Here is a 13,221-nt window from a genome sequence, read left to right as displayed (position 1 = left end):
TGCTGGCATCGCCCACCTCCACAACATCATCCTCGCGGGGTGACGCCAGCACCGTTGCCAGGCAACGCTTCACCGAGTTACGAGACATCCTTTAGGGAGCGTCTCTCGGATCAAGGCGGCTCGTTGACGAAGCGTGCCGGTTCGTCGATGGATCTCTGATGAGATGTGGGTGGGCTGCAGCCGCATGTGCCGGACCGGTCGCCGCAGCGCGGCGGACGGTGGGCCGATCACCGTGAAGTGATCGAAGCGATCGCGTGGAAGTGCCGCACCGGGTCGCCGTGGCGCGACCTGCCCGCCGAGTTCAGTTCCTGGAAGGGTGCCTACTCGCGGTTCCGGCGGTGGACCCTCGACGGGACGTGGCAGCGGCTGCTGACCGCGGTGCAGGCCGACGCTGATGCCGCCGGTGAGCTCGACTGGCTGGTCACCGCAGTCGACTCCACGGTGGTCCGGGCCCACCAGCACGCCGCCGGACTCCGGCCGGGAAAAGACCACGGCGCCACGAGCCGGTCGACCACTGCCTCGGCTGGTCGCGAGGCGGCCTGACCACCAAGGTCCATCTGGCTGCGGAGTCGCGCTGCCGGCCGATGAGCCTGCTCGTTACCGCTGGCCAAGCCGGCGACGCACCCCAGTTCGAAGCAGTCATGAACGCCATCGCGGTACCCCGCCGGGGACCCGGGCGCCCACGGCAACACCGTCGTGTGGGACGCAGGCAGTACCCGACCTTTGTGCGGGACGCATGCCCCTTGACGGACCGCTTGCATTTTGCAAGCATGGCCCGCATGAGCCTCTTCATCACCTGCCCGGTCGAGAGCGTCGAGCGCGCAACCGCCTTCTACGCGGCCCTCGGCTGGGCTCTTAACACCGAGATGTCCGACCACAATGTGTCGTGCTTCGCGATCGCGCCCGAGCAGTACGTCATGCTCGGCAGCCGCGAGATGTACGCGAGCGTCGGCGGAGTCGAAGAGCTGATCGGCGGACCTCAGACGCCCTCGAAGGTCACGGTCTCGTTCAACCTGGGCAGCCGCGAGGCGGTCGACGAGCTCGTTGACCGCGCCGGCGCCGCCGGCGGGCGGATCGGTGACACCGACGACTACCCCTTCATGTACCAGCGCCAATTCGACGACCCCGACGGTTACCACTACTCACCGTTCTGGATGAAGGCGGACGCCGATCCGACCGCGTGAGCGACCTCGCCGCAGCCCTCGACATCGTCGGAGCACGGTGGGCCCTGCTCATCGTGGAACGGCTGCTCGACGGGCCACAACGCTACGGCGATCTGCAGCGCGACCTCGGCGTGCCGACGAACATGCTCGCGATACGCCTGCGCGAGCTCGAAGCGGCTGGCGTGCTGTTCCGCCTGCCCCTTCGACACAACACCCGGGCCTATGCGCTGACCGATCGCGGGCTCGCCTTGCGCGAGGCGATCGTCGCACTCGGCAACTGGGGCAAGAACGACGCCTAGGAACGTCTCTCGAATCATGGTTCGGTCCAGAGCAGGATCCCCGCGAGGGTGAGTGCGGCCTGGTAGTGCACCGCGAGTTTGTCGGTGCGCATGGCCAGGCCGCGCCATTGTTTGAGCCGGTTGATGCAGCGTTCGGCGACGTTGCGCTGGCGGTACTGCTGCTTGTCGAATGCTGGTGGCCTGCCACCGCGGCTTCCGCGGTGAACAGAGCGCAGGCCGCCGACGTCAGCCGTCAGCACCGGTCGGGCCGGATGTAGTCGCCACACCAGGCCGGAGCCTTGACCGTCCAGACCCGCCAACCGCCCCGATCTTCTCGGACCTCGAAGCGCCACGGATGCCGGCTGCTCGACTGCGATAGCTTGTCGTGCCACCAGACCGCGTGGACCTCGGTGACCACCAGGGCGACACCGTCGCGGACGTGGTCGACCTGCAACGGGCCTGATTCCAGCTTGTTGGGCATGGCGGATCTCGACATCTGCGCCCGGTAAGCGCGCCACTGACGCACCAGCTCGTCACGGCGATCGGCGGCAAGCACTCGACGCAGTCCGCCATCATCCCCGCTACTCAACCGCAGCAGGTAGACAGCCACCGCCGCATCAGGAGCGCGCTCACCCTGTTCCGCCTCAACCTGGACCCTCACCGCCCACGCCGCAGGAACGGCTAACGCACCTGAGCACGCCATGACGACGAGGGACAGGAGAACCCAGGGCGCCAACGTTTCGAGGGGACTTCCCGCTTCACCTCAGGCACTCTAGTGATCTTGAAATGCCTTGATCAAGTTCAATGCTTGACCATGATCATCGGGCACGGATTCGGCACAACCGAGACGGAAAACGTGTGTAAAACGTCGAGAAGCGCTGAAGGTTCCAGCCCAGCTCAGGGGGCAGGTCTGCTCGATTGAGGATGATCTTTACCCGGCCCGAGGGGTTAGGGGTTCGAGTCCCTGGCGGCGCACCAACGATCAAGGCCCTGGCCCGGCAGTAACCTGCCGGGCCGGGGTCTTCTTGGTTCTTGTGGACCGACCGCCCGCTCGCGGAGACGGCACCGCGTTCGTGGTCACCCGCCGCGGAAGCTACGCCGATACGCCTGCGGGCTGGTGCCGGTGATCCGCTTGAAGCGGTCTCGGAAGGCAGTGGTGGAGCCGAAACCGACCTGCATCGCCACCCGGTCGATGGGATGGGCCGTGGTCTCCAGGAGGTGCTGCGCCTGGTGGACGCGGACCCGGTGCAGCCACCGCAGCGGGGTGGTGCCGGTCTGGTCGCGGAAGCGCCGGTTCAGCGTCCGGGTACTCATGCCGGCGTGGCGGGCGATGTCGGCGAGGGTCAGCTCACACCGGGCGTTGTCGCGCAGCCAGGCCAGCAGCGGCTCCAGGGTCGCCCCCTCGGGGACCGGTGGTTCGTGTGTGATGAACTGCGCCTGTCCGCCCGCGCGTTCCAGCGGCATGACGGACAACCTCGCCGCGTCGGCGGCGACGGCGGCACCGTGATCGCGGCGGATCAGGTGCAGGCACAGGTCGAGCCCGGCGGCGGCGCCGGCGGACGTGAGGAACTGGCCGTTGTCCACGTAGAGCACGTTGGGGTCGACCTGGATCCGCGGATGCTGGGCGGCGAGCTGGTCGGTGGCGAGCCAGTGCGTGGTGGCGCGGCGTCCGTCGAGCAGGCCGGTGGCGGCGAGCGTGAACGCGCCGCCGCAGATCGAGGCGATCCGGGCGCCGTTCGCGGCGGCGGCGCGCAGCGCGTCGAGGACCGCGGTGGGCGTCGCGGCGGCGGGGTCGGAGACACCCGGCACGACGACGGTGTCGGCGTCGGCGAGGACGTCCAGGCCCCACGGCACCGCGATGCTGAACGCCCCCGTGGTGACCGTCGGCGTGGCGGCGCAGACGAGGACGCGGTAGCCGGCGCGGCCGTCGGGCAGGCGGGTGCGGTGGAAGACCTCCATCGGGGTGGCCAGGTCGAACGGGACGACGCTGTCGAGGGCGAGCACGGCCACGGTGTGCATGGCGGAAATTCAACCAGTCAGGGCCGTGCGGTGGTCGGCGGGCGCGCGTCGGTCGCCCGGCGCGCGACCCGGTCGAACAGGTCTGTCACCGACAGGCCACCGGTGAAGCACCAGAGCGCGATGACCGGATCGCAAAGCGCGCAGCCGAAGGACGAGTCGTGCAGCGACGGGATGATCGGGGTGCCGCGCCGGTGGTGCACGACGTCCCACACCGTGTGTAGGAGCCATCCGACCCCGATGAAGGTGTACGAGGTGAGCCCGGCGTAGCCCACCACCAGCAGCAGCGCGCAGAAGGCCAGCTCCCACAGCCCGAACCCACCACCGCTGATGTAGGCGGCCCCGGCGCCGGTGACGACGAGCGCGTTCAGGCGCCGCCGGTGCGGCTCCGGCACGAGGGAGTTGAGCCCGACGTAGACCAGCCCGATCACCACCGGCATGACATAGCGAAGCACGATCAAGCCCCTTTGCGTTCCAGTTGACGCGTGTCGGGAAGGAGCCTAGGAAGGTCTGCCATCGGGAACGAGAGGCGAAAATGCCACGGTCCGCCGGATTCTCGCCACCGCCGTCTTCGTCGATGCCACCGCACCGGGAGTCGCCGGCCGTGCTGCCGGCGTCCCGGGGCGTACACCCTGGTGGTGGACCCGTCCGGAGCCGCGACCGGGGCAGGCCACGCCGGCGCTGCGGCCAGGCCGCCCCTGCCTTTCCGGGACGGTATGTGAGCGCGCTGACGTCTCGGCCCGTTCTCACCGAGCGCCGCTGGCTCAACTGGCAGAGCAGCGGACTCTTAAGCCCGTGTGGCACGAGGAAATCTGACGAACCATGAGTGGGCTGTGCTGGCACCGCTGCTGCTGGCACAGCCTCTGCGGGGTAGCCAGTGGCGCGATCATCGGCAGGTCATCAACGCGATCTGCTGGGTCAAACGCACCGGCTCGCCGTGCGTGACCTACCGGAACGCTACGGACCATGGAAACCGCCTACCAACGATTCCGCCGCTGGGCGGCCGACGGCACCTGGGCTCCCTCAAAGCGCACGCCATCGCCCCGGCCGAACTCGACGATGACATCGACTGGTACGCCCAGGTCGACGCCACCATCGTGCGCGCCCACCAACACGCGGCGGGTGCCCGTAAAGGGGGCGCAACAGGGCCGACGCCGCAGGCAGCACAAGGCATCGGCCGGTCCCGCGGCGGGCTGACCACGAAGATTCACACCCTGGCCGAGGGGCGTGGACGGTCCCTGGCCACCCGCATCACACCCGGTCAGGCAGCCGACACCCGGCAACTGATCCCGCTACTGGACCAGATCCGGACACCCCGTCCCGGTGGGGTCGGCAGACCACGCAAACGACCTGATTCGGTGACCGGCGACAAGGCGTACTCGTCTCGCGCGAACCGCAAGGCTCTACGGGACAAGGGGATCACCAAAGTCTCTACAAGATCCGGGGCGGTTCATCCGGCGGGTGGGTGAAATGGTCCTCCTTGTGTCTCCGATGGGCGCGGAATGTGTAATGTTGACCTTGCAACTGCACGCCCATGAGCCACGGACTTTCGGGCGCGATCTGGCCCGGAGGGTGTCCCAACGGGGCCAAGACTGTCAAGAGCGCCAATGGTTTTCTGCGTAACGGCCTGCCGCCCCGCCATGGGTGACGTCCTTGATTCTGCCAAGCAGCTGATCGGCGAGGCCGAGTTGAGGCATGCCCGCCCGAGGGGTTCCAGTACCCAGCCCAGGATGTTGGCCTTGACTGAGCTGCAGCTCGAAGCGGTGCGGGCACGAAGCCAGCCGCCGTCGAGCATCGTCGTTGAGGTGGGGTGGTGGAGGTGGGGCGTCCCGGCGCGAGGATCATCGCGGTGCCGGGACGCCCTGCTCTCAGGCGTGGTAACGAGCCACGCCGCCTGGCTCACTCCGCAACCAGTTGGCGCCGTCCAGGACGATGCCACCCTTCTTAAACTGCCAAATATTGCAATAAGGGCTTCAGCCGGGCGGCGGACCAGGTGGGCCGGTGGCTGCGGCGTTCGCGATGTGCAGGCTCAGCTCCTGCACGATCTCGTCCATGGTCTCGCCGGTCTGGGTCCGCAGGATGCTCAGCGCCAGCTCGGCGAGTAGCTGGAAGCCGCGGGTCCGGCAGGCCTCGTCCGGGAACGCCTCCAGCAGTGCCTGCGCGCCGGCGAGGTCACCGCGGTGTTTGGCCGCGATGACCCCGGCGGCGCGCTGCGCGGCCCAGAACGCCGCCTGGGCGTCGGCGTCTGTCACTGGCCGGTGCCGTCAGGGAGCGACGATGAGCGGGTTTCCGGCCGCGCGGGCGGCGTCGAACCGCTTGATCACGTCGGCCCAGTTGACCAGGTCCCAGAGCCGGTCGACGTAGTCCGGCCGGACGTTCTTGTACTGCAGGTAGTAGGCGTGCTCCCAGGCGTCGAAGGCCAGCAGCGGCGTCGAGCCCTGCCCGACGTTGCCGTGGTGGTCGTAGACCTGCTCCACGATCAGCCGCTGCGACAGCGGCTCCCAGGCCAGGATGCCCCAGCCGGAGCCCTGCACGCCCTTGGTCGCGGTCGACAGCTGCCCGGCGAACGCGTCGAAGGAGCCGAAGTGCTCGTCGATGGCGGCGGCCAGCTCGCCGTCGGGGCGTCCGCCGCCATCCGGGGACAGGTTGTTCCAGAAGATCGAGTGCAGGACGTGGCCGGAGAGGTTGAACGCCAGGGTCTTCTCCAGGCCGACCAGGGTGCTGAAGTCGCCCTTGTCGCGGGCCTCGGCGAGCTGGTCGAGGGTGTCGTTGCTGCCCTTGACGTACGCGGCGTGGTGCTTGGAGTGGTGCAGCTCCAGGATCTGGCCGGACATCGCCGGCTCGAGCGCACCGTAGTCGTAGGGCATGTCGGGAAGCGTGTAGATCGCCATTGCTGCCTTCCTTCTTCTGCCTAACCTTGGCTATTGCCACTATCTTGCAACATCACGATCCGGGCTGTCCGGTAAGGCAGACCTATCTCCACGAAGGAGAGGCGTCGGCGTCGACACCGACAGGGAGGGACATTGAGGCCGTGCTGGTCAGCATCGGTGGGCAAGCAGAGCCGTGACACGCGACGCCCTGCCGATGACGTACGCCCCTGAACTCCGCTCCTGACCGTTCGACGTCGGCGTCGGCGACAAGCCATTACCCAACGAGGACGCCCCCTCCTGTCTGGAGCGGGCACTGATGTCGCTGCTCATGGCGGGACTGACCGACCAGGCCACCGCCGACCATCTCGGCTGGCACCTGCGGACCGTCCGGCGTCACTTCAGCGCCCTGCTCCGGCGGCTGGACGCGGCCACCCGCTTCCAGGCCGGCTACCAGGCCGTGCGGCGGGGCTGGCTCGCTGCTGAAGACGCACCGGCGCCGTGAGCCGACTGATGAGTCCGGGCGAGGAGGCGGCGTAGCGTCACATCCCCGCGCTGATGGCGGGGCTCGGCGCGGACACGCGGTTCCAGGCCGGCGTCCAGGCCGCCTTTCGTGAGCATCGCGATCTCGGGACGCCACTCGACGCGGGCCAGGAGGTTCACCCGCCCCGCTCGTCCTGACCGTCCGGAGGTGCACGTCAGCGCAGCGTCGCGAGTGTCGTCGTGAGCCGGTCGAAGACGACCTCGTCGACGGTCGCTCCGGCCTGCCGGAGGGCGAGCACGGCCGCGCCGACCACCCCGTCGGGGACGATGCGTACCTCCGCAGTGGTGCCGTCCCGGGCGTACCGGGCCGCGATCTGGTCGGCCAGCGTGCGGTGCCGGGTGAGGATGCCGCCGCCGAGCGTGATCACGCCGCTCAGGCCGGGGGTGACCACCGCGTCGAGGGTGCGCAGCAGCGCGTCGGCGGCGTCGCGGACGATCTCGTCGGCGATCTCGTCGCCGGCGGCCTCGAAGGCCAGGTGTGCGAACTGGGCGAGCTGCACCGGGCGGATCGCGTAGAGGGTGTCGAGCGCGTACGTGACGATGGCCGGGCGACCGTCGGGATCCGGAGCATGGCTGCCGGCCTGGCCGAGTTGGTCCAGGAGCAGTCCGGTGAGCGCGGTGGCCGGACCGCGGCGGTCGAGCTCGGCCAGCGCCGCCCGGACCACCCGATGTCCCATGTAGAAGCCGGAGCCGTCGTCGCCGAGCAGCCAGCCGAGCCCGTCGGCGGTGGCGATCATCCGCCCCCGCTCGACCCTGATGGCCGCCGCGCCTGTGCCGGCGACGAGCGCGTAGCCGGCCTCCTGGTACGTGCCGGAGAAGAAGGTGGCCAGCAGGTCCGATTCGACGACCGGGGTCGCGGTGATGCCGAGCGCCTTCAGCGGTGCGGTGAACGACTCGATGTCCATGTGCGGGCTCGCGCCGGCCATGGCGAACACGACCCCGCCGATCTCCTCACCTGCCACGCCGGCGACCGTCAACGCGGCTGCGGCACTGGCCGCCACCGAAGCGGCCGCGTGCACGGGTCCGGCGGAGGTCGGGTTTCCGCTGCCGGTGCGGGCGTAGCCGAGACACCGGCCCTCGGCGGTGACGACAATGCTACGGGTCGAGGTGCCGCCGGCGTCGACGGCGAGCAGATCAGGCATCGTTACCAACCCGTGACCTGGGGTTCATTGCCCCCACCGAGATCCTGCAATTAGTTTTCACGGACCAAAGCTAACAGTGATAGGACTTTTCATCATCATGTCTTCGGCTGAAGTACCCCCGGCGCAAACGACTGCCGAGTTCGGCGTCAGCAGTCGCATCCGGGCGCAGCTGTCACACATGACGCAGTCCATGGCCAAGATCGGTCAGCTCCTCCTGGAGAACCCCGAGTTGCCGCTCCAGCTGTCGATCACCGAACTCGCGGAGCGCGCGGGCACCTCGGCGGCGACGGTGACCCGCTTCTGCCGGCTGATCGGCTACGGCGGCTACCTGCCCCTGCGGGTCAGCTCGGCGGCCGACCTTGGACGGTCGAGCGCACAGGACACCTGGGAGCAGGTGATCGGGCACACCTTCCACCCGGGGCAGGACCCCGCCGAGGTGCTGCGGATGCTGCTCAACGCGCACGTCGGCGCGTTGCAGGCCACCGCCGATCTGGCCGACCTCGGCCTGCTGCAACGGGTCGTCGCCGCCATCGCCACCAGCTGGCACGTGGACATCTACGGCATCGGCGGCAGTGGGCTCGTCGCCGCCGGCATCCATGAGCGCCTGTACCGGATCGGGATCAACGCGCATGCGTGGACCGAGGTGCACCTCGGCCTCACCAGCGGCGCGCTGTTGGGGGAGGGGGCCGTGGCGATCGGCATCTCCAACAGCGGTCGCACCAGCGAGACAGTGGAGATGCTGACGCTCGCCGGTTCGCAGGGCGCGCTCACCGTGGCCCTGACAAGCGATCCCAGCTCGCCGCTCGCCGCAGCCGCCGACATGCACATCCAGAGCTACGCGCCCGGCGAATACCTCCAGCCCGGGGACTTCGCCGCGCAGCACGCCCAGCTGTTCGTGTTCGACCTGCTCTACCTGATGGTCGCGCAACAGAACTTCGAACGCACCACGACCACGCTGGCCCGGACCGCTGCGGCCATCGCCACCCATCGCGAGACCCAGTCCCGGCCGCCGCGTACCGCGACCGCCTCCCCGACGAACGGAACGCCTTCCTGATGACGACCCTCTTCCGCGACTACTCCACGCATGTCTCCAGCCGTCTCCGGGCCATCGACGAGGAGGCCCGTTCGGGCGGCCTGGACGGGGCGATCGAGCTGATCGTCAACGCGATCGAGAACGACGGCGTGCTACACGCATTCGGCACCGGCCACTCCGAGGCCTTCGCGATGGAGATCGCCGGGCGGGCCGGCGGGTTCATCCCGAGTCACGCCATCGCGCTGCGGGACCTGGTCCTGTTCGGTGACCGGAGCGACGCCTCCATCCTCGTCGGTGCCGAGTTGGAACGCGACAACAGCATCGTGGACGAGCTCTACGACCTGTACGAGATGCACCCGGCCGACGTGTTCCTCATCGCCTCCAACTCGGGCGTGAACGGCTCGATCGTCGGGCTCGCCCTGCGCGCCAAGGCCGAAGGGCATCCGGTGATCGCCGTGACCAGCCTCGAACACACCAACGCGGTCGCCCCCAAGCATCCCAGCGGGAAGCGACTCTCGGACGTCGCCGACATCGTCCTGGACAACCGTGCCCCGTACGGAGACGCCACCCTCGGCCTCGGTGACGGGCTCGGGGTGGGGGCGGTCTCGTCGATCACCGCTGCCTACCTCGCGCAGTTGCTGACCATCGGCGCGGCGGAGCGCATCCGGGCGGCCGGGCAGGTGCCGCCGCTGTACATCTCGGCCAACATTCCCGGCGGCGACGAGCACAACGGCGCCCTGGAGCGGCGCTACGGGACGCGCATCAAGCCCGTCGCGTAATCCCGGGCAGCCCGCCGACGCGGCGGACCGCCACGGCCACAGAAATCGCAGACAGCAAGGCCCATCGAAAGGTAGCCACCCATGTCCTCTGAATTGAAACCATTCAATCGCCGGCTGTTCCTGCGGGGCGCGCTGGCGACGTCGCTGGTCCCCGTCGCCGGTGTGCTGGCCGCGTGCGCCTCGCCGGGCGACGACGAACCCAAGGGCACGTCGACCACCGGCGCCACGAGCGCCCAGAACCCGTTCGGACTGGCCGCCAACACCGAGGTCGACGCGGTCATCTTCAACGGCGGCTACGGCTACGACTACGTCACGTTCGCGGGCGGCCTGGCCGAGGCGAAGCACAGCGGCATCAAGATCAAGGTCCAGCCGTCGACGGAGATCGCCCAGGAACTCCAGCCCCGGTTTGTCGGCGGTAACCCGCCCGACCTGATCAACAACGGCGGCGCGGGCAAAATCTCTCTGAGCACGATCGTCGACCAGCTGGAGACCCTGGACGACGTCCTCGACGCGACCAACTACGGCGGTACGAAGATCGCGGACAGCCTCTACCCGGGGGTCAAGCTGCCCGGCACGTTCAACGGGAAGTTCGTCGCGCTGAACTACGTGATGACCGTCTTCTCCCTCTGGCACTCGGCCTCGCTGTTCGAGGAGAACGGCTGGACCCCGCCGAAGACCTGGGCCGAGGCGAAGGATCTCGGGGCCAAGGCGAAGGCGAAGGGCAAGTACCTGTTCGTCTTCGGCAAGGAGGCGGCCAACTACTACCAGTGGACGATGGTCGACTCGGCGATCAAGGAGGGCGGGCACGAGGTACGCCTGGCCCTGGAGAACCTGGCGCCGAACGCGTGGTCGCACCCGGCGATCCAGGGCGTTCTCAAGGAGATCCACGACATCGTGCGGGCCGGTTACATCGTGCCCGGTGGCGCCGGCACCCAGTTCACCGCCGCGCAGGCGAAGTGGAGCAACGATCAGCAGGCTCTGCTGTACAGCTCGGGCGGCTGGATCGAGAACGAGATGAAGAAGGCCACCAAGGCGGGCTTCCGGATGACCGGTGTGCCGGTGCCGACCCTGTCGACGAGCCCGGCGCTGCCGTTCGAGGCGCTGCGAGCCGCGGCCGGCGAACCGTTCATCGTGCCGGCCAAGGGCAAGAGCCCGGCGGGTGGCAAGGAGGTTCTGCGCGCGATGCTCTCCAGCGAGGCCGCCGCCAACTTCTCGAAGACCCGGCTGGCGCCGACGATCGTCAAGGGGACCGTACCGGCCGACGGCTACGGCTCGACCGCGCTGGTCTCGCAGACCAAGATGCTCGAGGCCGCCGGCCAGAACATCTTCGACTTCGTCTCCGAGGGTTACTACGGGATGGGCGCCGACCAGCTGGTCCTGTGGAACTCGTTCCTCGCCGGCGACCTCGACGTCGCCAGAATGACCAAGGGCCTGCAGTCCGTGAGCGACAAGATCGCGAACGACTCGTCCATCCAGAAGATCAAGGTTAGCTGAATGCGATGACAGGTACGACGATGCTGGGCGGCCGGCGTGCCGCCAAGCGCCGCCGCAAGCTCACCTTCGACCGGGTGAGCTTCATGGCGGTGTTCCTGGTGCTTCCCCTGGCCATCTTCGCGATCTTCGTGATCTCGCCGTTCGTCCAGGCGCTGTACTTCGCGATGACGGACTGGACCGGCTTCTCGCCGGACATGCGCTTCATCGGCCTGGAGAACTTCGTCAGGCTCTTCGGTGACGATGTCTTCCTGCGCGCTCTGCGGAACAACGTACTGCTCGCGATCGTCGTGCCCATCGTGACCATCGCGCTCGCTCTGGCGATCGCCAGCATGGTGACCGTCGGTGGCCCGAGTACGGGAACCGTGCGGGGCCTTCGCGGGTCCAGCTTCTACCGGGTCGTCTCGTTCTTCCCGTACACGGTGCCCGCCATCGCCGTCGGGCTGATCTGGGCCCAGGTGTACGACCCGTCGAGAGGGCTGCTCAACGGCCTTCTCGCCGGAGTCGGCCTCGACGGGTTCGCGGACTTCCCGTGGCTCGGCAAGGCCACCACCGCGTTGCCGGCGTCGATCTTCGTCATCATCTGGAGCTTCGTCGGCTTCTACACCGTGCTGTTCGTCGCGGCGATCAAAGGTATCCCGGCGGAGACGTACGAGGCCGCGCGCCTGGACGGTGCCGGTCGCTTCCGCACCGCCTTCTCGATCACCATTCCGCAGATCCGGGACAGCGTACGGACCGCGTACGTCTACCTCGGCATCATCGCCCTCGACGCGTTCATCTACATGCAGGCGTTGAACCCCACCGGCGGGCCCGAGTACTCGACGCTGACCATGAGCCAGCAGTTGTACACCGTGGCCTTCCGTAAGGGGCAGTTCGGGTACGCGACCGCCATGGGCGTGGTACTCGCGGTGGTGACGCTGTTGTTCGCCGCGATCGTGTTCCTGGCCGACCGCCTGAGCGGCGGACGAGCCGACGGGAAGGAGCGGACATGACCGCGCCCGCCGCCGAGAAGGCGCGCCCGGCCACCTCGGCCACCCCCGCGCCGCCTGGACGCCGCCGGAAGACCAGCCGTGGCGACATCGCCGTAGCGGCGACCTCACACACCCTCCTCGTCGCCTGGGCCGTCATCGTCATCGTCCCGTTCCTGTGGACGGTCATGTCGTCGTTCAAGTCGACCGGTGAGATCCTGGCGTCGCCGTTCTCGCTGCCCCGTGAGTGGAGTTTCCACAACTACGCGGCCGCCTGGACGGGAGCCGGGATCGGCGGCTACTTCCTGAACACGGTCATCGTGGTGGGCACCGCGCTGTTCATCGTCATGTTGCTCGGCGCGATGTGCTCGTACGTGTTGGCGCGGTTCCGCTTCCCGGGCAACCGGCTCATCTACAACGCGTTGCTCACCTCGATGACGTTCCCGCTGTTCCTCGCGATCGTGCCGCTCTTCTTCATCCTGCGGAACTTCGGGCTGCTGAACACCCTGCCGGGCCTGATCCTGACCTACGTCGCGTTCGCCCTTCCGTTCACCGTCTTCTTCCTGCACTCGTTCTTCAAGGCGCTGCCGGACGAGATCCACGAGGCGGCGCAGATCGACGGCGCGGGGGAGTGGAGCACGTTCTTCCGGGTGATGCTGCCCATGGCGAAACCCGGTCTGGCCTCGGTGGCCATCTTCAACTTCCTCGGGCTGTGGAACCAGTTCCTACTGCCCATCGTCCTCAACACCGATCGTGACAACTACGTGCTGACGCAGGGCATGGCGGTGTTCGCGTCGAGGGCCGGCTACGCGGTCGACTTCGGCGCTTTGTTCGCGGCGGTCGTGATGACCGTCCTTCCCGTACTCGCCATCTATGTGATCTTCCAGCGCCGGCTTGAGGGCTCGGTCTCACAAGGCACCTTCCGCTAGCCCGCGCCCACC

General features: G+C 68.3%; 17 protein-coding genes. 10 read left to right on the top strand and 7 right to left on the bottom strand.

Annotated features, from left to right (window positions below):
• The first annotated feature begins 165 nt into the window (after positions 1–165).
• The 3 genes from ACFYZF_RS07955 (at position 166) to ACFYZF_RS07945 (ending at position 1,462) form a co-directional block, all read left to right on the top strand.
• A complete protein-coding gene (locus ACFYZF_RS07955) occupies positions 166–543 on the top strand; it encodes a transposase (protein ID WP_387017078.1) in 378 nt (125 codons plus the stop codon).
• 236 nt (positions 544–779) lie between these two features.
• Positions 780–1,184 (top strand): VOC family protein, encoded by a 405-nt coding sequence (locus ACFYZF_RS07950; RefSeq protein ID WP_387017077.1) that lies wholly within the window; start codon positions 780–782, stop codon positions 1,182–1,184.
• Positions 1,181–1,462 (top strand): winged helix-turn-helix transcriptional regulator, encoded by a 282-nt coding sequence (locus ACFYZF_RS07945; RefSeq protein WP_387017075.1) that lies wholly within the window; start codon positions 1,181–1,183, stop codon positions 1,460–1,462. Before ACFYZF_RS07950 ends, ACFYZF_RS07945 begins: the two co-directional genes overlap by 4 nt.
• Positions 1,463–1,476: 14 nt before the next feature.
• Here the strand turns inward: ACFYZF_RS07945 and ACFYZF_RS07940 are convergent, their stop codons facing one another.
• The 4 genes from ACFYZF_RS07940 to ACFYZF_RS07925 all read right to left on the bottom strand — a co-directional run bounded on the left by ACFYZF_RS07940 (position 1,477) and on the right by ACFYZF_RS07925 (position 3,912).
• Positions 1,477–1,701, bottom strand: a complete 225-nt coding sequence (locus ACFYZF_RS07940; protein WP_387017073.1) for a hypothetical protein — start codon at positions 1,699–1,701, stop codon at positions 1,477–1,479.
• Positions 1,695–1,937 (bottom strand): hypothetical protein, encoded by a 243-nt coding sequence (locus ACFYZF_RS07935; RefSeq protein WP_387017072.1) that lies wholly within the window; start codon positions 1,935–1,937, stop codon positions 1,695–1,697. Before ACFYZF_RS07935 ends, ACFYZF_RS07940 begins: the two co-directional genes overlap by 7 nt.
• A gap of 581 nt (positions 1,938–2,518) precedes the next feature.
• A complete protein-coding gene (locus ACFYZF_RS07930; protein WP_387017070.1) occupies positions 2,519–3,460 on the bottom strand; it encodes a GlxA family transcriptional regulator in 942 nt (313 codons plus the stop codon).
• 17 nt (positions 3,461–3,477) lie between these two features.
• Positions 3,478–3,912: a DUF6010 family protein gene (locus ACFYZF_RS07925; RefSeq protein WP_350881040.1), complete on the bottom strand. Its 435-nt coding sequence runs from the start codon at positions 3,910–3,912 to the stop codon at positions 3,478–3,480.
• Positions 3,913–4,254: 342 nt separating this feature from the next.
• On the opposite strand from ACFYZF_RS07925, the gene ACFYZF_RS07920 reads away from it, so the two are divergent.
• On the top strand, positions 4,255–4,926 hold the full coding sequence (locus tag ACFYZF_RS07920; protein ID WP_387017068.1) for a transposase: 672 nt from the start codon (positions 4,255–4,257) through the stop codon (positions 4,924–4,926).
• Positions 4,927–5,430: 504 nt separating this feature from the next.
• On the opposite strand, the gene ACFYZF_RS07915 is transcribed toward ACFYZF_RS07920, so the two are convergent.
• Positions 5,431–5,709, bottom strand: coding sequence for a superoxide dismutase (locus tag ACFYZF_RS07915; RefSeq protein WP_387017066.1), 279 nt, complete (start codon positions 5,707–5,709; stop codon positions 5,431–5,433).
• Between the two features lie 12 nt (positions 5,710–5,721).
• On the bottom strand, positions 5,722–6,348 hold the full coding sequence (locus ACFYZF_RS07910) for a superoxide dismutase (protein WP_387017064.1): 627 nt from the start codon (positions 6,346–6,348) through the stop codon (positions 5,722–5,724).
• Positions 6,349–6,643: 295 nt separating this feature from the next.
• Between ACFYZF_RS07910 and ACFYZF_RS07905 the strand changes: the two genes are divergently transcribed.
• Positions 6,644–6,829: a hypothetical protein gene (locus ACFYZF_RS07905; protein ID WP_387017062.1), complete on the top strand. Its 186-nt coding sequence runs from the start codon at positions 6,644–6,646 to the stop codon at positions 6,827–6,829.
• Positions 6,830–7,022: 193 nt separating this feature from the next.
• Here the strand turns inward: ACFYZF_RS07905 and ACFYZF_RS07900 are convergent, their stop codons facing one another.
• Entirely contained in the window at positions 7,023–8,009 is a 987-nt protein-coding gene (locus ACFYZF_RS07900; RefSeq protein WP_387017060.1) for an N-acetylglucosamine kinase, read from the bottom strand.
• Between the two features lie 97 nt (positions 8,010–8,106).
• On the opposite strand from ACFYZF_RS07900, the gene ACFYZF_RS07895 reads away from it, so the two are divergent.
• The 5 genes from ACFYZF_RS07895 (at position 8,107) to ACFYZF_RS07875 (ending at position 13,209) form a co-directional block, all read left to right on the top strand.
• Positions 8,107–9,063 (top strand): MurR/RpiR family transcriptional regulator, encoded by a 957-nt coding sequence (locus tag ACFYZF_RS07895; protein ID WP_387017058.1) that lies wholly within the window; start codon positions 8,107–8,109, stop codon positions 9,061–9,063.
• Positions 9,063–9,821, top strand: coding sequence for a sugar isomerase domain-containing protein (locus tag ACFYZF_RS07890; RefSeq protein WP_387017056.1), 759 nt, complete (start codon positions 9,063–9,065; stop codon positions 9,819–9,821). Before ACFYZF_RS07895 ends, ACFYZF_RS07890 begins: the two co-directional genes overlap by 1 nt.
• Positions 9,822–9,902: 81 nt before the next feature.
• Entirely contained in the window at positions 9,903–11,315 is a 1,413-nt protein-coding gene (ngcE, locus tag ACFYZF_RS07885; protein ID WP_387017055.1) for an N-acetylglucosamine/diacetylchitobiose ABC transporter substrate-binding protein, read from the top strand.
• Positions 11,316–11,320: 5 nt separating this feature from the next.
• Complete coding sequence (locus ACFYZF_RS07880; RefSeq protein ID WP_387017053.1) at positions 11,321–12,304, top strand: carbohydrate ABC transporter permease; 984 nt, start codon at positions 11,321–11,323, stop codon at positions 12,302–12,304.
• Complete coding sequence (locus ACFYZF_RS07875) at positions 12,301–13,209, top strand: carbohydrate ABC transporter permease (RefSeq protein WP_387017051.1); 909 nt, start codon at positions 12,301–12,303, stop codon at positions 13,207–13,209. The genes ACFYZF_RS07880 and ACFYZF_RS07875 overlap by 4 nt, the downstream gene beginning before the upstream one ends.
• Positions 13,210–13,221 lie beyond the last annotated feature (12 nt).

The organism is Micromonospora sp. NPDC001898, from assembly GCF_042891255.1.
In the GTDB taxonomy this organism is placed as follows: domain Bacteria; phylum Actinomycetota; class Actinomycetes; order Mycobacteriales; family Micromonosporaceae; genus Micromonospora.
This window is presented reverse-complemented; position numbering and strand designations above follow the sequence as displayed.